Below are 20,724 nucleotides of genomic sequence, written 5' to 3' on the forward strand. Positions count from 1 at the left end.
ATACATTTCGACTGCGCTCAATGTGACAGCGAACTCAGAATAAGAAATCTATAACTTTTAATTCGCTTTTGTAGCTCTAAGCATTTCTCGTTTTCCGGGTGGACCGGGTAAACGTTCTACAGCAAAACCTACGGCCTGCATGGCACGACGCACACTGCCTTTAGCCGCATAGGTTACTAAAACTCCGTCTGCTTTTAAGGCTGCATGCATCTTCTCAAATATAGATTCGCCCCAAAGCTCGGGTTGAACACGAGCGCCAAAAGCATCAAAGTAAATCAGATTATGCTGATCCTTATCGGTAATCGTTTCAAAAATTTGCTGGCGTTTTATTAGCTGAAATTTTTTAGTGATTGTAGCAGCAACCTCCCAATCGGTTTGATGCATGCTGTTAAATACATCTTCGTAATTTTTAGCTTCTATAGCTTCCAGATAATTGAGTTGCTGTATTTCTTCCATAGAAACAGGATAAGCTTCGACTCCTTCATAGCTTATAACAAGTTGTTTGTTTTCAGCATGAATCAACGTAAGTAAGGCATTCAAACCCGTACCAAAACCTATTTCCAGAATATCGAGCTGAGAAGTTTCAGGATGCTTTTCGAGAAAAAAATCAAATCCCATTTTAAGAAATACGTGCCTCGCTTCCTGCACCGCGCCGTGCATAGAATGGTATTGCTCATTCCACTCAACTAACTGTATGGTAGTTGAGCCGTCACCTGTTCTTACGATTTTGCGCTCCAAATTACTCTTCGATTTTAACGCCACTTGCCGTAAAACCTAGCGTCTTTTTAGGAAGTGTAATCGCTGCTATTTCAGCTTCACTTTTACCTCCGTCTTCAGCATAATGCTGCTGTTCTTCTACAGAAGTCTCACTGATAAAAGCTTCGCCATGAACTACAACCTTTTTCTCAATTAGATCTTTTGGCACAAAAAAGCCATAATCTTTAAATTTAACCATCACAGGATCTGCAGCTCCAACATCTACGGTCATCCAGCAGCCTTTTGCCTGGCACACTTCTTCTACCGAACCTTCAAAAGTGACGTTAACAGTATCTCCCACTTTAAGATTCTTGTAGATATCACCTAATTCAAAAGCAGTAAGTGTTGTTTCATTCTTGAAGTCATCTCCAAAAACATTCAATGCAGAAGCGGTAGGTACTTCAGAAATAGTCGCAACCTCTTCCTGTTGCGAACCTGTTTCTTTACAGGAGATTATACTCAATCCTAATAGTGTAAAAATAAAAAACTGTTTCATAACGCTTAATTTTATAAATATCAGAGCAGCTTGTAAATTTAATCAATTCTTGAGGTTACATACTTTGAGAAAATGATAAATTTGTACTCATAAATTAGATAAAAATGACAGATACATTAAAAGTAACCAAGATTAGCAAATCTAAGATCGACCAGGTTGATTTTAGCAACCTTGCTTTTGGTACCGTCTTTACAGATCATATGTTTGTTTGTGAGTATAAAAACGGGGCTTGGCAAACTCCAGAAATTCTTCCTTATGGCCCGCTACAAATGGATCCTTCTGCTAAAGTCTTTCATTATGGTCAGGCTGTTTTTGAAGGAATGAAAGCTTACAAAGATGATAACGGAGACGTTTTTATGTTTCGCCCTGAAGAAAACTTCAACCGTATCAACAAATCAAGTGAGCGTCTTGCAATGCCTGCTTTTGACAAAGCGTATTTTTTTGACGGTCTAAACACACTTTTAAATCTTGACAAAGACTGGATCAAACCTGGAGAAAGCAACTCGCTTTACATTCGCCCGTTTGTGATTGCTACAGAGAATGGTGTTTCTGCCTCTCCTGCTACCGAATACAAATTCATCATCATTTGTGCACCTGCTCAGGCGTATTACAGCGGTGAAGTGCGCGTACTGTTTGCAGACCATTACAGCCGTTCTGCTGACGGTGGTGTAGGTTTTGCTAAAGCTGCTGGTAACTATGCGGCACAATTTTATCCCACTGAACTTGCAAAAGAAAAAGGATACAATCAAGTGGTATGGACAGATGCCAACACGCACGAATACCTTGAAGAAGCCGGAACGATGAACGTATTCTTTAGAGTTAACGACACCTTGTTGACTGCTCCTACTAACGATCGTATTCTTGACGGAATTACCCGTAAAAGTTTGATCGAATTAGCAAAAAGCCAAGGGATCAAAGTTGAAGTACGCCCGGTAAAAGTTTCAGAAATTGTAGAAGCTGCCGAAAACGGTTCTTTAAAAGAAATGTTTGGCGCAGGTACTGCCGCTGTAATCTCTCCTATTTCTGGGTTTACACATAAGGATAAACAATTTGACCTTCCTAAGCCGGAAGATGCTTATTCAACAAAACTTAAAAAACAATTAACCGAGTTACAGGCTAATCGCGCTGAAGATCCTTTCGGATGGCGTTATGAAGTACCTGTATTAGAGGTATAATTTTAAACTATTTCGAGGCAAGTATCGGGATATCGAGCCCTTCGGCCGTGCCCAATATAACAAAAGCATCTTGCATTAATTTGCAAGATGCTTTTTTAGTTTTCAGCAAGTCTACTTCAGGGTTTTGTGTTTGTATTCTTTAGACGTATTTTTGCACCTCATTTTTAAACCGAAGACATGCAAGACGGAATATATGCTAAGTTTCACACTTCAAAAGGTGAAATATTAGTAAAACTAGAACACGAGAAAACACCTGGAACGGTAGGTAACTTTGTTGCTTTAGCCGAAGGGAATCTTGAAAATTCAGCTAAAAAACAAGGAACACCTTATTACGACGGATTGAAATTTCACCGTGTGATTCCAGACTTTATGATTCAAGGGGGTTGCCCACAAGGCACCGGTACCGGAAACCCAGGATATCAGTTTGACGATGAGTTTGACGATAGCTTAAAGCATGATGCTCCAGGAAAACTTTCTATGGCAAACGCCGGTCCGGGAACAAACGGAAGTCAGTTTTTTATTACCCACACCGCTACGCCTTGGTTAGATGGTAAGCATACCGTTTTTGGAAGCGTAATTGAAGGGCAGGATATCGTTGATGCAATCGCACAGGGAGATCAGATTGAGACCCTTGAAATCATTCGTGAAGGAGAGGAAGCACAAAACTTTAATGCGGTTGAAGCTTTTAGAACATTTGAAGGTGCTCGTGAAAAACGCATTGCAGAAGAGCGTGCAAAAAAGGCAGAAGCTCTTAACAAACTAAGTGAAGGTTTTAAAGAAACTAAAAGCGGATTGCGCTACCAGATCATTCAAGAAGGTAACGGTAAAAAAGCAGAAACCGGCAAAACAGTTTCCGTACACTACAAAGGTCAGTTAGCTGACGGTACCGTTTTTGACTCTTCTTATAAAAGAAACCAGCCTTTGGATTTTCAGGTAGGTGTAGGTCAGGTAATCGCGGGTTGGGATGAAGGTATTGGCCTATTAAAAGTGGGTGACAAAGCGCGCTTTGTAATCCCTTCTGATTTAGGATACGGAAGTCGCGGTGCAGGCGGTGTGATTCCACCAGATGCGATTCTTGTATTTGATGTAGAATTAATGGATGTAAAATAAGGTTACACAAACCTATTGAAATACTAAAGCCACCTCTTCAGGTGGCTTTTTCTTATTTAGTATGTCTTCACTTTTAAACACTTAAGAGATTTGGTCGTCCGTATTCAATTTCTTATCTTAAAAATACAACCAATAAAACAAAAAATTATGGGAAAAGGAGATCAAAAAACCAAACGCGGAAAAATACATCGAGGTACTTACGGTAAGTTAAGATCTCGAAAAAATAAGAAAAGAGCCGCAACAACAGCTGATGTACCAACTAAGCAAACTGCTACCAAAACAAAAGAGGCCGGAAAAACGACCTCTGATAAAAGTTTAGCTGATAAAAAACCTTAATAGTTTAACGAACAAATACAAGTTCGTTTTTATCTAAATCAGAGTATTGCTCACTGAAGCCGTACCCGTCATAATCAAAGCCCTTGAGTTCTTCTATGGTCTTTACATCCTTATCTATAATGTATCGCACCATAGAACCTCGGGCTTTTTTAGCATAAAAAGAGATTATTTTAAGCTTTCCGTTTTTATAGTCTTTAAAAACCGGAGTAATTACAGGAACTTTTAATTGTTCAGGTTTAACCGATTTAAAATATTCGTTACTCGCTAGATTTAAAAACAACTCATCGTCTTTAAGCTCTGCATTTAAAGCTTCAGTAATCTTATCGTCCCAGAATTCATAAAGATCCTCTGTTCGACCCGATTTCAATTTCGTTCCCATTTCCAGGCGATAAGCTTGCATCAAGTCAAAGGGTTTTAAAACTCCGTACAAACCGGAAAGGATGCGCAGCGTATCTTCAAGCTTATCTAACTTTTCTGTCGGAATAGTGTAGGCGTCTAACCCCGTGTACACATCACCATTAAAAGCATAAACTGCTGGACGTGCATTTTGTTTTGTAAAGGGAGTAGAGAATTCTTTATAACGCTGATAATTGAGATCAGCCAATTTATCACTGATACTCATCAGCTCAGCAATCTCAGCTTTAGTCTTGCGCTCTAATTTTTTGTTTAACGTATCAGCCTCCTCTAAAAATTGAGGCTGTGTACTACGTGTAGTAGGTAATTTTGATTCAAAATCAAGTGATTTTGCCGGGGAAACTACTGCTTTCATTATAAATTTCTTTTCCCCAAAAATAAGCATTACAGCGCTGTTGAATCTGTTCTTTTAATAAGTTTTAGGAATAGCGCAATAGATAATTGGGTGGTAAAAATTAAACTCCAACAACTTTACGTTCATCACTTTCTATAAGTCCGTCACGCAGGCGAATCACACGATGTGCATGATCGGCGATATCTTCCTCGTGCGTTACTAAGATCACCGTATTTCCGGCAGCGTGAATGGCATCAAAAAGACTCATGATTTCTACCGAAGTCTTAGAGTCTAAGTTTCCGGTAGGTTCATCAGCAAGTATTATAGAGGGTTTATTAACCAAAGCGCGTCCTACAGCTACACGCTGACGCTGCCCCCCTGAAAGTTGATTGGGCTTATGATCCATGCGATCTGCAAGACCTACATCCTGCAACACTTCTTGTGCTCTGGCGTGACGCTCCGGTTTAGAATACCCGGCATACACCATGGGCAAGGCTACATTATCTAAAGCAGTCGTTCGCGGCAATAAATTAAAGGTCTGAAAAACAAAGCCGATTTCTTTATTACGCACCTCTGCAAGTTCGTCATCGGTCATTGAGCTTACATCACGAGAATTTAAAATATAAGTGCCCGAAGTAGGTGTATCTAAGCAACCCAAAAGGTTCATCAACGTAGACTTACCAGAACCCGAAGGCCCCATAATCGCTACATACTCCCCTTTATCAATCTGTAAATCTATCCCTTTTAAAACGTGTACAATTTCATTTCCAAGCGGGAAATCACGCTTAATATTTGTAATATCAATAAGGCTGCTCATAAACTGATCTCTAATTTAAATCAACACTAAAAGATAGTTGATTTTGAACAATGAGTAGCCAAAATACAGTTTGAGTTACATTTTTTAGAGCCTAATTTTAAAATGCTCCTTGGCTTGCTCTTGCCTAAAGAATACAAAACCCAACCAAAAACAATCTACCGTTACCTGCACCTGAGGATGCTGCTTAATCGTTTCCCAAGCCTCAGTCATAGAAGCAGACCAATATATATCATCAAAAACCCATACAGAATCATTTTGAGCAGTTGGTAATAGCTGTTCAAAATACTCCAGAGTTGCTATTTTACTGTGATTTCCGTCAAAATAAATTAGATCATATTCGTTTTGCTCTACCTGTAAAAGGGTTTCCCTAAAATCACCCTTGATAATTTCAACATTTGAAATATGAGATTGAACCAAGTGTTTTCGAGCTATTTCAGAAGTCTCAGGACAACCTTCTAAAGTAGTCAACTTTCCCGTTTTAGAAAGCGCTAAGGCTGATGTGGCTAGTCCGAGCGATGTACCTATCTCTAACATGGACTTCGGTTTAAAATAAGAAACTACCCGATAGAGCAATTGCATTCTTTTAAAGCTTGCTCCGGCGAATTGTGCAATGGCTTTAACCTTACGCTTATTGGATTTAAAAACTCGTGAACCTGCCCCAAAATCAGTCACCTCAATAACCTCATCACTCTTCAGTAATTCATTACGGTAATTTTGCAGAGGTAAATAATCCGTATAATTTTTACGATCGTAAAGACATTTTGTAACAAAAGAAAAAACAAAAGGTGAGTGAACACCATGCTGATTAGTAGCTGTTTTTAAGAACTTAAGATATGCTTTGATCAAATACCACATGGGTAATTAGCCTTCCTGTTTAGCACTCAGCTCAAACCAGCGTTCTGTGAATTCGTCTATTTTATCTTGAATCTCCTGAAGTTCAATAGAGCGTTTATTGATCTCTTCCCCAGACAAATCCGGATTTAAAAATTCGGATTCCTTTTGTTCTTTTTGCTTTTCCATTTTAGCAATATCACGCTCCAAACGGTTGTATTCTTTCTGCTCATTATAAGACAACGAACTCGCAGCGATTTTCCAATTTTCTTTATTAGTTTCCTTTTCTATGCTCGGTTTAGGGTCTTCGTCCTGAACAACAGCCGGTCCGGAATCATAAGCTCTAAAATCAGAATAATTTCCTGGGAAATCTTCCACAACTCCCTGACCTCTAAACACAAACAAGTGATCTACGATCTTATCCATAAAGTAACGGTCGTGAGAAACCACAATCAAACAGCCTGGGTAATCAAGCAGGAAACTCTCCAGAACATTTAACGTTACAATATCCAGATCGTTAGTCGGTTCATCCAGAATTAAAAAGTTAGGATTCTGAATCAACACCGTACATAAATACAAACGCTTACGCTCTCCCCCACTTAGCTTCTCGACAAAGTCATATTGTTTTTTTCGATCAAAAAGAAAACGCTCTAAAAGCTGACCTGCGGAAATCTGACGCCCTTTTTTCAATGGAATATAATCTCCAAATTCCTTAATGACTTCAATTACCTTTTGCCCGGGTTTGATCTGAATACCTTTCTGAGTATAATATCCAAATTGAATGGTTTCTCCAATCACAAGCTTTCCGGAATCCGGCGGCATTTTTTCTGTTAGGATATTGAGAAAGGTAGATTTACCTGTACCGTTTTTACCGATGATTCCAATACGGTCTGCACGCTGAAAATTATAATCAAATTTATCAAGAATCACGCGATCTTTAAACGACTTTGAAACCTTATGAAGCTCAACTATTTTACTCCCCAGACGTTCCATATTCAACTCTAGCTGAACCTCATGATCATTACGTCGTTTTGAAGCACGGTCTTTGATCTCTGCAAAATCGTCTATTCTTGATTTTGACTTGGTGGTACGTGCTTTAGGCTGGCGACGCATCCACTCTAATTCTTTTTTAAAAAGCTGCTTTGCTTTACCGGTTTCAGTCTCTTCGTTGGCAATTCGCGCATCTCTTTTCTCCAAATAATAAGCATAATTACCTTTATAACTGTATAGTTTTCCTTCTTCCAGCTCTATAATTTCGTTACAGACACGTTCTAAAAAATAGCGATCGTGTGTAACCATAAATAAGGTGAAATTCTCTTTAGCAAAAAACTGCTCTAACCACTCGATCATTTCAAGGTCAAGATGGTTAGTGGGCTCATCAAGAATCAACAGGTCGGGTTTACTCAGCAACATATTAGCAAGTGCCAAACGCTTTTTCTGACCACCGCTTAGTTTTTCAACTTTACGATCAAGATCATCAAGTTTCAGCTGAAATAGTATTTGCTTATACTGCGTCTCGAAATCCCACGCCTGAAATGCTTCCATCTGATCAAAAGCCTTCTGATACGCATCACCGTCACCCATATTCTCGAGCGCATGCTCATAAGCAGCAATGACTTTGAGTATCTCATTATCGCTGTCAAAAATGGTTTCTTCAACGGTAAGATTAGGATCCAGGTCGGGCTCCTGAGGGAGAAAAGCTATTTTAATTCCCTTGCGGAAAATCACTTGTCCGCTATCGGGATTTTCGGCACCGGCAAGAATATCAAGCATCGATGTTTTTCCGGTTCCGTTTTTAGCGACCAGCCCTATTTTTTGACCTTCATTAATACCAAAAGATAAATCTTCAAACAGAACCCTTTCGCCGAAGGCTTTAGAAATAGATTCTACAGAAACATAATTAATTGCGCTCATAGGCTGCGAATTTAGCCTTTAAAAACGGAGAAAAAAATCTTATTCTACCAGATTACTTATCAAGAATTTCTTTGATATTGGGTTTAAAATAAGAAGGCCCTTTAAGCACTTTACCGTCTTTGCGATAAATGGGTTTACCGTCTGCCCCTAGCTTACTCATATTACTACGTTGAATCTCGTCAAAAACCTCTTCTATTTTATATTGCATCCCATGTTCTAAAATCGTTCCGCATAAAATGTATAACATGTCACCCAGGGCATCTGCAACTTCGGTAAGATCATTGTTAGTGGCAGCTTCAAGATACTCTTCATTTTCTTCTTTCATCAGATTGAAGCGCAACAAATTCTTTTGCTCACCTAAATCTGCTTTGGGAGCTTCATTTATCCCAAGGCCAAATGCGTTATGGAATTCAGTTACTGCAGCTAATCGTTTTTTCATCGTATTTTTCTGTATTAAAGACTTAATTTTGAATAAAAATACATTAAAATGTTTACTACGGGTCAGTGGGTTTTTGCAGCAGTTTTCTTTATAGCTTTTGTGATCTTTATCTCAAGAAGTTACCGCAAAGACCGTAAACTTCACAAAAAAGAATATAAAGGATCTTTCTGGATCTTGATAGGCTTTCTCGTTTTTGTAGGGCTTTTATTTTTAATAAAAATTACTCTTAATAAATAATTGAATTCGCGCCAGCTTCTTTATAAGAATTTCTTATGGTATGCATTAAATTGTTAAATTAGCTCTTAAACCTGTTGCTAAATGAAAATATTAAAATACCTATTCTTCCTTTTGCTAATCGTTTTTATAGCAGGCGCTATCTATTTTGCCACAAAAGACGGTAGTTATGAAATTGAAGAATCAAAAATTATTAAAGCTCCTGTGAGCTTAGTTTTTGATAAGGTCAATGAATACAAAACTTGGGAAAAATGGGGCCCTTGGAAGGAAGAAGATCCTACAATGGTTTTCAATTATCCTGAAAACACAAGGGGTGAAGGCGCAAGTTATTCCTGGGATGGAAAAGAAACTGACGGCGCTATCAGGACCACATCCGTCATACCCAATCAGCGCATTGAGCAGGATATTACCTTTATAACACCTGGTGGCGAACGCACCGCAAACGTATACTGGCAGTTTGAAGAAGTTGAAGAAGGAACAAAAGTTACCTGGGGAATGCGCGGCGAACATCCATTAATGGATAAGGCCTATTTTACACTTAGCGGCTTTGACTTTGATGCCGAAATGAAAACCATGTATGAAAAAGGGTTGAGCAACTTGTCCAGAAGTGTTATAGAGGATATGGAAATTTTCTCGATAAGCGATGCTAAAATCACCCAATATAGCGGTGGATTCTATATGTACACCACGACCTCAACGTCTCTTGAAACTGCAGAAAATAAAGTAAAAGAATTAATCCCGCAGGTAAAACGCTTTATGAAAGGTAATAGCATTACCATTTCAGGCAAACCTTTAAGCATTTACAATGCTAAAGATGAAACCAATAATAGTGCGATTATTTCTAGCGGAATACCTACAACCTCTCGTATTGTTGTACCAGAAGACAGTTCTATTTTATGCGGGTTTATGCCTTCTTACACTGTAATAAAAACCACACTAACCGGAGACTTAAAAAACCTAAATGCTGCTTGGAAAAAAGCTGAGGCATTTAGGACTTCAAACAATTACCAACCAGCAGAAAACAGCAATCCTTTTGAGATTTATGTCATAGGAGCTGAAGACAATCCTAATCCGGCAGAATGGGTTACCGAACTATATTTACCCGTACAGGTAGAACAAATGACGCTCGAAAGTCTTTAAATTATTTTGAAATTTTTAAAAATGTAAAAGCTCGCTTCAAAAGTTTTGTAGTAGTTTTATACTAAGAAAAATACAATGAAAACCATTTACACATCATATCGCTCGCTAAAGGTCTTTAAGACCCCACCCGACTTGTTGTGTTATAACTCGTAAGAGTAGATATATTTTATAAAAACGCAAGTCTGGTAAATCACCAGACTTTTTTTATGCCTATACATCAATGAAAAAACTACTACAAACTTATCTTAATACTTTTAAAGGTTTATCCAGAGAAGTCTGGTGGCTTGCTTTAATTACTCTGGTCAACAGAGCCGGCGCGATGGTAATCCCATTCCTGTCGCTTTATCTAAGAGATGACCTGGGCTTTAGTTTAAGTAACGTGGGCTGGGTAATGACAAGCTTTGGTTTTGGATCTTTATTCGGTTCTTGGCTAGGTGGGATACTTTCAGATAAACTAGGTTACTACAAAACGATTTTAATAAGTTTACTTGCTACCGGAATTGGTTTTTTAGGTCTTCAGTTTATAAGCAGTTTCTGGGCGGTATGCTTAGGCTTTTTTGCCTTAATCGCTTTTGCCGATATGTCTAGACCTGCCTTTTTCGTTGCCTTGAGCGCTTACAGCAAGCCTGAGAATAAAACCCGCTCTTTAACGTTAATTCGTTTAGCAATAAACTTGGGATTTTCTGCAGGTCCTGCATTAGGTGGAATTATCATTGCCAGCATCGGCTATTATGGCCTTTTTTGGGCAGATGGGATTACGTGTATGTTAGCGGGAATTCTTTTAATACAGACATTAAATCCAAAGAAAGCGAAAGAAACCGATCAGGAAGAACGTATCGAAAATCCGTTATCGCCTTATAAAGACCGTCTTTATATACTTTTTCTTATTGCTCTGGCTTTGTTTGGGGTTGTATTTGTACAGTATTTTTCGACTGTTCCTGTTTTCTATAAAGAAGTTCGTTTTTTAACCGAATCTCAAATAGGGCTTTTACTAGGACTCAACGGCTTACTGATTTTTGTATTTGAAATGCCATTAATTGCATTTATGGAGCGTAAAGGATGGAATCAAATAGCAAATGTTATTAGTGGCTTTATCTTCACCGCATTGAGTTTCGGCTTTTTCTATTTAATGGGGTGGAATGGCTTTTTGGTCATCGGAATGATTGTTGTCACATTGGGTGAGATGATTGCTTTTCCCTTTGGCAATGCTTTTGCCTTACGTCGTGCTAAGCTAGGAAGACAAGGAGCTTATATGGGGTTATACAGCATGTCCTTTTCTTTGGCTCATATTTTTGGCCATAACAGCGGGATGCAACTCGTTAACGCTTTCGGTTATAACAAAACCTGGCTCGTAATGGTCGCAATCAGCTTAGCAGGTATTCTCTTGCTGCTCTATGTAAAAAAGAAAAGTCTAAAGATTAAAATTTAGATTTACCCAAATAGGTACTTATAAGCTCGTTGTAAATAGGCTTTATTTTTAGCAACTCGGTATTGGGAATTTCATAGAGTACATCGTAAGAAGTATAGCCTTGTTTCAGCAATTCTTCTAAGTAGAAATATGCAGTATTATAATCTTCATCTTGAGCAGAAAGATTGATAATGTCTAAATACGACTGATAATCATCAGTATGTAACATAGTCATTAGCACATTAGAAAAAATACGCTGATCGATAAGACCTACTCTATTTAAAGTAAGAAAGTCGTTTACCGTATAATCTAAATAACCCAGCATACGTTTTGCGACTTTCTGTTCTTTAGGTTTCAGGGAATTTTTAGCTGCTAGTTTAAAGTCATTGATTCTACTATCCCAATATCCTAAATTCTCAAAGTTAGCTAATGCGATGTCTTCTTCTAAAAAGTATGAGACATCATCCAGGAGCAAGACCTCTTCAAGATTACCTGATTTATTTTTCCGCTTTGCAGATTTATAAGCATCTGAACGTCTTAGCGAACGTTGCAAATCTCTTATAGGGCCTAGATCTACATTCCCCCTGTAATCACTTTTTATATCGGTAACCAAATCATAAGCAGTAAGATACTCTTCTTGTTCAATCAGATTTCTCGTGGTATTTAAATCAAACTTAGCATGTTTTTGCCAGATAGTGTCGGGCACCTCTAAATCAAGACGCTCAGCGTTGAGATGCGAAAGCCTGTTGATTAATGTTCCTAAAAATGCTGCGCTAGGCCAAGTATTCGTATCACTATATTCATATAAAGTATTATCACTATCAAAAGTGCGCATCATATCAAAATAATCTTCCATCTGATAGTAATTTGCAGAAGCTTCACCTACTACACCCATCACCGTATTTCTTTTAGATCGTTGCAAGTATTGATTGGCATAAAACACATCATCTACAAGAAGCAAATTTTTAGAACCGGTTATTATATAAGAAACAGCGCTAGCGACCTGAGCCCCACTTTTTAGTCCAGCCATATAGACCTCATTTTTATTTATGGCGACTTTTAAAAAAACATCTTTCATAATCTGCACAGCAATATTTGCATTTACATCAAGACTGTCTAAATCATTATACAACGGCTTATTGTTCGCAACAACTACAAAATCCTGACCATCTATACTTGAAACGAAAAGACGTGCCGCACGAGTACCTTCACCACTCGGATCAAAGACAAACAAAACTTTTTCAGGTCTATCTGTTGAATAATTTCTCGGTAAAAAAATTGAATAAGGAACATCGAGTGTATCGCTTGTAACTCTTGTCTCTGAAACAAGACCTCTTAATAAAGTTTCTTGACAAAATACCAGTGAAGAAGTAAGCAACAAAACGAACAATATAACTTTTTGCATAGGTTTTTATAAAAAATACTACAATAATTGTGCTACAATTTAGGCAATAAAAAAACTGCTTTGTATTAAAGCAGTTTTAAATATAAGGGTGAAAGAGTGTAATTTTTATGATTCTACACGTTGTGCGATTTGTTTAGGATTTTTCTTGAATAAGAATTTAGCAAACAATGAAACTACAAAAAGGTCTGCAGCTATTAGAAATATAATACGTGCTGCTTCTGTTGCCCAAAGATCAAAACCTCCAAAACCATATATTCCTGCTACAACTGCTATTATCAAAAAAGGAAGAGTAAATCGTTTCATCATAGTATTTTTTAAATTATTAACTGGTGTAAAAGTAGTCTGATAATCAGGGCTCTTATCCCAACAAAATCCTAATTACTATATTTTTAACGATAACAGTCTAAATATGTTAACGAGTTCAGAAAGTAAGCAGCTTTAAAGCAAACCAGTAAGGAATGAAAAGGAAACAGCTATGGACTTCAAGGCAAGGCTAGGAGCATTTAAATCTCGATTATCGAGTAAGATTTTAAAGCTTTTACGACTCAACTAAAGCACATGCGTAGTTGCTTAGATTACAGCTGCTATTTGTCATACAGTTTGTATCTTTACATCGCAAAAAAATTGGAATGAATACCGAAACCACTATAGCTCCTGTTCGCACCCCAAAACCTAAATGGTTGCGGGTTAAATTACCAACAGGAAAAAAATATACCGAATTAAGAAGTCTTGTAGATAAGTATGATTTACATACTATTTGTACTTCAGGAAGCTGCCCCAATATGGGAGAATGCTGGAGCGAGGGTACGGCTACATTTATGATCTTAGGAAATGTTTGCACCCGTTCTTGTGGATTTTGTGGCGTAAAGACGGGAAGACCCGACACTTTAGACTGGGAAGAACCTGAGAAAGTGGCGCGGTCTATTAAATTAATGGGGATTAAACATGCAGTAGTTACATCTGTAGATCGTGATGATCTTAAAGATATGGGTTCAATTATGTGGGCTGAAACGGTAAAAGCTATCAGACGTATGAATCCTGAAACTACACTTGAAACGCTTATTCCAGATTTTCAGGGAAATGAGCGCAATATAGATCGCATCGTTGAGGTTTCTCCAGAAGTGGTTTCTCACAATATGGAAACCGTTAAGCGTCTTACCCGCGAAGTGCGTATTCAAGCGCAATATGAGCGCAGTTTAAGTGTTTTAAAATATCTGAAACAGCAAGGCATCAGAAGAACAAAATCTGGAATTATGCTGGGTCTTGGCGAAACAGAAGAAGAAGTTCTTCAAACCATGCGTGACTTGAGAGATGCTGATGTAGATGTGGTAACCATAGGTCAATATCTACAACCTTCTAAAAAGCATTTGGAAGTTAAGCAGTTTATCACGCCAGATCAGTTTAAAAAATATGAGGTATTAGGCTTAGAAATGGGCTTCCGTCACGTTGAAAGCAGCGCATTGGTACGCTCCTCATACAAGGCTCAGAAACACATCAACTAGCACTTAATAAAATGGCTAAAATCAAAATCGGCATAAACGGTTTTGGACGCATAGGCAGAAGACTTTTTCGTCTTTTAGCTGAGCATCCTTCTATTGAAGTTGTAGCTGTTAATGACAAAGCAGATGGTGCAACTCTCGCACACCTTCTTAAATACGATAGTATACATGGTATTTTTAATGCCGAAGTAAATTTTGCAGAAGGTTTCTTAATCCTAAATAATTCCCGCATTAAATTGTATCAGGAAAGTGAGCCCCAAAACATCCCATGGAGTGATCACAAATTAGATCTTGTAGTTGAAGCGACAGGTAAATTCAAGACTTTTGATTCTTTAAAAGGGCATTTAGCCGCAGGAGCTTCAAAAGTTATTTTGAGTGTTCCTCCTGCAGATGATCGCATTAAAACCATTGTTATGGGTGTTAATGAAGATTTGATAACGGGTGATGAGCAAATCATTTCTAACGCGAGTTGCACCACTAATAATGCAGCTCCAATGATAAAAGTGGTTAAAGATCTCTGCGGAATTAAACAAGCCTATATTACTACCGTGCACTCCTATACCACAGACCAAAGCTTGCACGATCAACCACATCCTGACCTCAGAAGAGCTCGTGCTGCCGGTCAATCTATCGTACCCACTACAACGGGTGCTGCAAAAGCCTTAACTAAAATATTCCCAGATCTTGGTGATGTCATAGGAGGCTGTGGCATACGTGTACCAGTCCCTAATGGATCTCTTACTGATGTTACACTAAATGTAGAACGTGAAACTACAATTGAAGAAATCAACAATGCTTTTCAAAAAGCTTCAGAGGGATCTTTAAAAGGAATTCTTCAATATACTACCGTTCCTTTAGTTTCTATAGATATTGTAGGAAATGAACATTCGTGTATCGTTGACGGTCAAATGACTTCAGTGATCGGTAACTTGGTGAAACTCATAGGGTGGTATGATAATGAGACCGGTTACTCTTCAAGACTTATTGATCTTATTCTAAAAATATCTTAAATATTTCAATAGTTTTTTATCGTTATTTCAGCAAAGTGGCTATATTAGTAATTCAATGAAAACAATAATGCCGCTCGACAGAAAACTACTTGTCGTCTTTTTGCTTTTTTTTTCAGTCCTTGGTTTCAGTCAGAAATCAAGAAGAACTGAAAATGCACAAAATATGAAAATTGATTCATTGCTATTGAAGGGAGCTATGGCAATGGATCAAGCAAACTTTGATGAGGCGGTTAATAAATTTAAAGAAGCAGAATCTTTATCTCAGAAATCACAAAATAGCAGCAGCTTAGCCATCAGTAATCAGCTGTTGGGTAAAATTTATTTTGAACGCGGTGAAATTGAATTTGCAGGAAACTACATTTTAAATGCAATAAAGATTCACCAACAACTTCAAGAACTCAATAATCTTGGTCAAGACTATTTAATCTATAGTCAGATTCTCATAAAAACAGGGAATAGCGAAAATGCACTGCCCTTTCTTGAAAACGCAGAACTCATATTTTCAAATACAAGGGATGACGATTCCAGAACCTTACTTGCAACGACATATCTATACGAAGGGAACATATTACAAGAGCTTAGAAACGATCAGGAAGCATTGCTCAAGTATCAAGAAGCACTTTCTATTCTTCAAAAAGTCAAAACTAAAAACTACTATTTACTAGGACGGGTAAATCTGCAAGAAGGTCGGGTTAATTATAATCTAAATCAGTTTACAAAAAGTTTAGAGTTTGCAAACTATGCATATGATATAAGCCTTAGCAATAACCTCCCACAACTTGAAGTTGATGCCTTGGCTCTCCTGAGCAAGATCTATAATAAAATCCAAGATTATGAGAAGGCATACAACAATCTGGCTCTTTACAATCAGAAAAAACAAATCTACTTTGGTGAGCCCAATTCTGAAACTAAAAATGCCACCATTAGAAACGCGTTACTGTCAAGTATTAATCCTAGGGATTTTGACCCGGGCAAACGTGTACAAGCTAATAAAATAACAACGGTTCTTATAATTGCGCTCTTTACAATCCTTTGTTTATTAGCACTTTCCCTTTACAAAAACAACAACCTGAGAGCAAAAGCAAACGAGTTACTTCAAGCTAAAAATGCCGAATTAGTTATTGCTAAAGAAAATGCTGAAAAAGCTTCTGTTGTAAAAGCTCAATTCTTATCTACCATCACGCACGAGTTGCGTACTCCTATGTACGCCGTTACCGGACTTACCCATTTATTATTGAGTGAAAATCCTACTGAAGAACAAAAGAAACATCTTGACTCTCTTAAGTTTTCTGGAGAATATTTACTCTCACTCATCAATAACATACTCGACCTTAACAAGCTGGAAGCAGATAAAGTTGAAGTAGAACAGGCAACTTTCAACCTTCGTAAACGCGTAGATGATGTGCTATTTGCTTTAGAACGTTCTGCTGAAGAAAAAGGCAACAAACTGAATCTAGAATACGATAATGAAATTCCTGAGCAGATCATTGGAGATCCACTTATGATTTCTCAAATTCTTATAAACCTTATCGGAAACGGAAACAAATTCACCCGTGATGGCAATATATTTATAAGAATCAAACAATTAAGCCGCAACGAAACTCAAACCTACTTGCATTTTGAAGTAGAAGATACCGGCGAGGGAATTAGCAAGAAGAAGCAAAAAGATATCTTTCAGAATTTCACACAAGGCTCTGTACAGATCAATAGAAAGTTTGGAGGTACCGGGCTGGGACTATCTATTGTTAAGCGCCTTCTTACGTTGCAGAAAAGTAATATTGAACTGGAAAGCACCCTGGGAAAAGGGTCTAAATTCTTTTTTGACATTAAATACGGATTGGCAAAATCTAAAAATAACGAACCCGAAGAACGCGTGTACGAAATTGATTATGATGCCCTAAAAGGCAGAAAACTCCTGGTTGTTGAAGACAATAAGATCAACCAGATGATTACTCGTAAAATTCTTGAGAAAAACGAGATGGAATGCGAAGTAGCAGACAATGGTGAGATCGCGATAGAAAAAGTTCGTTTTGAGAATTTTGATCTGGTACTAATGGATATTCACATGCCCGGAATAAGCGGCATTGAAGCTACTCAAAAGATTAGAGAATTCAATAAAGATGTGCCTATTCTCGCACTAACAGCGGTAACAATCGATGAAAATATAGATGATTTTTATCTGGCAGGCTTTAACGATATTATCCCAAAACCATATAAGGTTGAAGAATTCTTCTTTAAGATACACAACGCTCTTAAGCGTAAAAACGTAATTCTTTAGACTTCTTTAGACTTCACAAAATCTTTGATTTTCTCATCAAAATCAGCTTGCTCATAGAGTAACTTAAAAGAAATTGGAATATAGTACAATGCTGCTTTTTTCAACTTCCCACGAAGACGCACGTAATCTTTCTCTGTAGTAATTATTATATTTTGCTGATCTAAATCCGCCAATTCAGCATCTGTAAAATTATGATGATCACCGAATTCAATATGGGTATACTTGACCTCTTTCTGATTGAGATAATCTAAAAATGGTTTGGGTTTTGCAATCCCGGTAACTACGGCCACTTCTTTCTCAAGCAATGTATTAAAAGATACTACTCCTGATTCTCTTCGCAAAGAATCGTAGGCTATTGCTGCAAAAAAGACCGGAGCTTCAGAATACGCTTTAATTCTATGTTTAATCTGCTGTTGCTGATCAAGGCTTAATTCCTCAGGACATTTAGTTACCACAATAATATCTGCCCGATCTGCACCAGCTCTTGATTCGCGTAAGTTTCCGGCAGGTAAAATCAAGTCTTTATAAAAAAGATCATTATAAGCGGTAAGCATAATCAACAATCCGGGTTTTACCTTTCTATGCTGAAAAACATCGTCTAAAACAATGACTTCTGGCTTAATACTTTTACTTCGTAAATTCAACACTCCTTCTACCCTACTTTCACAAACTGCGACTTGAACAGCTTTAAACTTTCGGGCAAATTGCAAAGGTTCATCACCCACTTCAGAAGCTAAAGAATCTGGTGTTACATCATAATATCCTTTTGTTACTCTTCCGTAGCCTCTACTTAAGGTTGCCAGCTTATGCGTATCCTTAAGTAAATTCAGAACATACTCGGTCATAGGCGATTTCCCGGTTCCTCCTACAGAAAGATTTCCTATTCCTATAACCGGGAAGTCATATTCCTGAGAATCAAAAATCTTCGTATTAAAAAAATAATTACGCAGACGTGTGACACCGTCATAGGGCACCGAAAAAGGCCAGAGTATTTTACGCAATTTTTTCACAGCACCGAAGGTATAATTTTTAGACTAAAGACCCACACGCAGAGTTTCAGACTAATGACTAAATAATAGCTCCTAATTTATTTCGGCTTTGCCTGATCAAGAATACTGGAACTTATAAAAAGGGGTGGTAAGACACGAGGCTTTAGTTAACTTTACAGCCTTAAAATTAATTTGTTTATGATCATTAAAGATATCATTTCAGCTCTCGAAGAGTTTGCCCCACTCGCTTATGCAGAAGATTTTGACAACGTAGGTTTACTTGTAGGAAGCAAAAGCACTGAAGTTAGCGGTGTCTTAGTGACACTCGACACGCTCGAAAACACAATTGATGAAGCTATTGCCAAAAACTGCAATCTGATCGTGAGTTTTCATCCCATAGTTTTTAGCGGACTCAAAAAAATTACGGGTAAAAATTATGTGGAGCGCGTAATACTTAAAGCCATTAAAAATGATATCGCGATCTATGCGATTCATACCGCTTTAGATAATATGCCGCACGGTGTAAGCAAAGGGATGTGTGATGCTTTGAATCTGGAAAACAGAAAAATTTTAATCCCTAGATCAAACGCAATAAAAAAACTAATTACTTATGTACCTAAAAATGAAGTCATCTCCGTACGAGAAGCTTTGTTTAAAGCCGGCGCAGGTAACATAGGAAACTATGAGCAATGCAGTTTTAGCACTAAAGGCAAAGGCACATTTAGGGGTAACGAAGAAAGCAACCCCACAATTGGTAATCGCCTGGAATTACATACAGAAAAAGAAGTTCAGCTTCATATTACGTTTGAAGCGCGTTTAGAATCAGCTGTTTTAAAAGCACTCTTCAACGCACATTCTTATGAGGAAGTCGCTTATGAAATCACAACCTTAGATAATCAGAATCAAAATATTGGGATGGGTATGATAGGCGAATTAACCACTCCTCTAGAAGAATTAGATTTCCTGAATGTGGTTAAAAAAGCTTTTAATGCAAAAGGGATTAGACATTCTGCTTTATGCAACAAGTCTGTTAAAAAAGTTGCTGTTTTAGGCGGAAGCGGGAGTTTTGCAATTAATGCTGCGCTTAGAGCCGGTGCCGATGCATTTATTACCGCAGACCTTAAATACCATCAGTTTTATCAAGCTGAAGATCAATTGATTCTTGCAGATATTGGCCACTATGAGAGTGAGCAATTCACAAAAAATATTTTGACCGACTTTCTTACGAAAAAATTTACTAATTTCGCAGTCGTTTTATCAGACGAAAACACCAATCCTATTAAGTATTTATAATATGGCAAAAAAGACCGAAGCAACTGTAGAAGAGAAACTCAGAGCATTATATGATTTGCAGCTGATACACTCTCGTGTTGATACCATACGCAACGTGCGTGGTGAGCTTCCTTTAGAAGTAGAAGATCTTGAAGATGAAGTTGCAGGATTAAATACCCGACTTGAAAAATTAGGAGGTGAGCTTAGCTTGATCGACGATCAGATAAAAGCTAAGAAAATTCTTATTGAAGACGCAAAAGCCGCTATCAAGAAATATACTGAGCAGCAAAAAAATGTGCGTAACAACAGAGAATACAACTCACTAAGTAAAGAAATCGAATTTCAGGAATTAGAAATTCAACTTGCTGAAAAGAACATCAGAGAATTTCGTGCTCAAATAGAGCAGAAAAACGAAGTTATCAATACTACTAAAGAACGTGTAGAAGAGCGCAAAAAGCACTTGAAACATAAGAAAGAAGAACTTGATGAGATCTTAGCAGAAACCGAAAAAGAAGAGCAAGCGCTTCTTGCAAAAGGAGAAAGCTACGAAGATCAAATCGATGAGCGCCTTGTTAAAGCCTACAAGCGTATTCGTTCTAACGTGCGTAACGGTCTTGCTGTTGTTGCAATAGAGCGTGGAGCTTCAGGAGGTTCTTTCTTCACAATCCCACCACAGGTTCAAGTTGAGATTGCCGGTCGTAAAAAGATCATCACAGATGAGCATAGTGGCCGTATTTTAGTTGACGAAGAGTTGGCTAAAGAAGAACAACAAAAAATGGAATCGATTTTCTCTAAGATCTAAGAAAGCCGTTTTTCGATATACAAAAGCTCCGTATCACGGAGCTTTTTTTTATACCCTATTTTTAG

20 protein-coding genes are annotated in these 20,724 nt (G+C 37.8%); 10 read left to right on the plus strand and 10 right to left on the minus strand.

What is annotated here, in order from left to right:
• Nucleotides 1–57: 57 nt before the first annotated feature.
• Complete coding sequence (mnmD, locus tag DSM02_RS05740) at nt 58–738, minus strand: tRNA (5-methylaminomethyl-2-thiouridine)(34)-methyltransferase MnmD (RefSeq protein WP_128764741.1); 681 nt, start codon at nt 736–738, stop codon at nt 58–60.
• Nucleotide 739: 1 nt separating this feature from the next.
• Nucleotides 740–1,252, minus strand: a complete 513-nt coding sequence (locus tag DSM02_RS05745; protein ID WP_128764742.1) for a DUF4920 domain-containing protein — start codon at nt 1,250–1,252, stop codon at nt 740–742.
• Between the two features lie 104 nt (nt 1,253–1,356).
• On the opposite strand from DSM02_RS05745, the gene DSM02_RS05750 reads away from it, so the two are divergent.
• The 3 genes from DSM02_RS05750 (at nt 1,357) to DSM02_RS20715 (ending at nt 3,873) form a co-directional block, all read left to right on the plus strand.
• Nucleotides 1,357–2,427: a branched-chain amino acid aminotransferase gene (locus DSM02_RS05750; RefSeq protein WP_128764743.1), complete on the plus strand. Its 1,071-nt coding sequence runs from the start codon at nt 1,357–1,359 to the stop codon at nt 2,425–2,427.
• Between the two features lie 177 nt (nt 2,428–2,604).
• Complete coding sequence (locus DSM02_RS05755) at nt 2,605–3,537, plus strand: peptidylprolyl isomerase (protein ID WP_128764744.1); 933 nt, start codon at nt 2,605–2,607, stop codon at nt 3,535–3,537.
• Between the two features lie 147 nt (nt 3,538–3,684).
• On the plus strand, nt 3,685–3,873 hold the full coding sequence (locus DSM02_RS20715; RefSeq protein ID WP_128762507.1) for a 30S ribosomal protein THX: 189 nt from the start codon (nt 3,685–3,687) through the stop codon (nt 3,871–3,873).
• Between the two features lie 4 nt (nt 3,874–3,877).
• On the opposite strand, the gene yaaA is transcribed toward DSM02_RS20715, so the two are convergent.
• The 5 genes from yaaA to DSM02_RS05785 all read right to left on the minus strand — a co-directional run bounded on the left by yaaA (nt 3,878) and on the right by DSM02_RS05785 (nt 8,622).
• A complete protein-coding gene (gene yaaA / locus DSM02_RS05765; RefSeq protein WP_128764745.1) occupies nt 3,878–4,642 on the minus strand; it encodes a peroxide stress protein YaaA in 765 nt (254 codons plus the stop codon).
• 100 nt (nt 4,643–4,742) lie between these two features.
• Entirely contained in the window at nt 4,743–5,438 is a 696-nt protein-coding gene (locus DSM02_RS05770; RefSeq protein WP_128762509.1) for an ABC transporter ATP-binding protein, read from the minus strand.
• Between the two features lie 84 nt (nt 5,439–5,522).
• Nucleotides 5,523–6,293, minus strand: coding sequence for an O-methyltransferase (locus DSM02_RS05775; RefSeq protein WP_128764746.1), 771 nt, complete (start codon nt 6,291–6,293; stop codon nt 5,523–5,525).
• 6 nt (nt 6,294–6,299) lie between these two features.
• Nucleotides 6,300–8,174, minus strand: a complete 1,875-nt coding sequence (locus tag DSM02_RS05780) for an ABC-F family ATP-binding cassette domain-containing protein (RefSeq protein WP_128764889.1) — start codon at nt 8,172–8,174, stop codon at nt 6,300–6,302.
• A 61-nt stretch (nt 8,175–8,235) separates the two neighbouring features.
• Nucleotides 8,236–8,622 carry a pyrophosphohydrolase domain-containing protein gene (locus DSM02_RS05785; RefSeq protein ID WP_128764747.1) on the minus strand — a complete coding sequence of 129 codons (387 nt, stop codon included), beginning with the start codon at nt 8,620–8,622 and terminating at the stop codon, nt 8,236–8,238.
• 318 nt (nt 8,623–8,940) lie between these two features.
• Between DSM02_RS05785 and DSM02_RS05795 the strand changes: the two genes are divergently transcribed.
• Both DSM02_RS05795 and DSM02_RS05800 read left to right on the plus strand, forming a co-directional pair.
• Nucleotides 8,941–9,996 carry an SRPBCC family protein gene (locus tag DSM02_RS05795; protein ID WP_128764748.1) on the plus strand — a complete coding sequence of 352 codons (1,056 nt, stop codon included), beginning with the start codon at nt 8,941–8,943 and terminating at the stop codon, nt 9,994–9,996.
• A gap of 220 nt (nt 9,997–10,216) precedes the next feature.
• Nucleotides 10,217–11,425: an MDR family MFS transporter gene (locus DSM02_RS05800; protein ID WP_128764749.1), complete on the plus strand. Its 1,209-nt coding sequence runs from the start codon at nt 10,217–10,219 to the stop codon at nt 11,423–11,425.
• Here DSM02_RS05800 and DSM02_RS05805 read toward each other — a convergent pair.
• A complete protein-coding gene (locus tag DSM02_RS05805) occupies nt 11,415–12,809 on the minus strand; it encodes a hypothetical protein (protein WP_128764750.1) in 1,395 nt (464 codons plus the stop codon). The two genes, DSM02_RS05800 and DSM02_RS05805, sit on opposite strands and share 11 nt — an antisense overlap.
• A 105-nt stretch (nt 12,810–12,914) precedes the next feature.
• Nucleotides 12,915–13,115 (minus strand): DUF1328 domain-containing protein, encoded by a 201-nt coding sequence (locus DSM02_RS05810; protein WP_240673984.1) that lies wholly within the window; start codon nt 13,113–13,115, stop codon nt 12,915–12,917.
• Nucleotides 13,116–13,438: 323 nt separating this feature from the next.
• Between DSM02_RS05810 and lipA the strand changes: the two genes are divergently transcribed.
• From lipA to DSM02_RS05825, 3 genes are all read left to right on the plus strand, one after another.
• On the plus strand, nt 13,439–14,311 hold the full coding sequence (gene lipA / locus DSM02_RS05815; RefSeq protein WP_128762517.1) for a lipoyl synthase: 873 nt from the start codon (nt 13,439–13,441) through the stop codon (nt 14,309–14,311).
• An 11-nt stretch (nt 14,312–14,322) separates the two neighbouring features.
• The gene (gene gap, locus DSM02_RS05820) at nt 14,323–15,318 is read left to right on the plus strand and encodes a type I glyceraldehyde-3-phosphate dehydrogenase (protein ID WP_128762518.1); all 996 of its coding nucleotides are present in this window, start codon (nt 14,323–14,325) and stop codon (nt 15,316–15,318) included.
• 163 nt (nt 15,319–15,481) lie between these two features.
• Entirely contained in the window at nt 15,482–17,596 is a 2,115-nt protein-coding gene (locus DSM02_RS05825; RefSeq protein WP_240673985.1) for a response regulator, read from the plus strand.
• Here DSM02_RS05825 and lpxK read toward each other — a convergent pair.
• The gene (gene lpxK / locus DSM02_RS05830) at nt 17,593–18,606 is read right to left on the minus strand and encodes a tetraacyldisaccharide 4'-kinase (RefSeq protein ID WP_240673986.1); all 1,014 of its coding nucleotides are present in this window, start codon (nt 18,604–18,606) and stop codon (nt 17,593–17,595) included. The two genes, DSM02_RS05825 and lpxK, sit on opposite strands and share 4 nt — an antisense overlap.
• 177 nt (nt 18,607–18,783) lie before the next feature.
• On the opposite strand from lpxK, the gene DSM02_RS05835 reads away from it, so the two are divergent.
• Both DSM02_RS05835 and DSM02_RS05840 read left to right on the plus strand, forming a co-directional pair.
• On the plus strand, nt 18,784–19,878 hold the full coding sequence (locus tag DSM02_RS05835) for a Nif3-like dinuclear metal center hexameric protein (RefSeq protein ID WP_128764751.1): 1,095 nt from the start codon (nt 18,784–18,786) through the stop codon (nt 19,876–19,878).
• A gap of 1 nt (nt 19,879) precedes the next feature.
• Nucleotides 19,880–20,659 carry a zinc ribbon domain-containing protein gene (locus tag DSM02_RS05840; RefSeq protein ID WP_128762520.1) on the plus strand — a complete coding sequence of 260 codons (780 nt, stop codon included), beginning with the start codon at nt 19,880–19,882 and terminating at the stop codon, nt 20,657–20,659.
• Nucleotides 20,660–20,724 lie beyond the last annotated feature (65 nt).

The sequence above is a fragment of the Leeuwenhoekiella polynyae genome (assembly GCF_004104075.1).
GTDB lineage: Bacteria > Bacteroidota > Bacteroidia > Flavobacteriales > Flavobacteriaceae > Leeuwenhoekiella > Leeuwenhoekiella polynyae.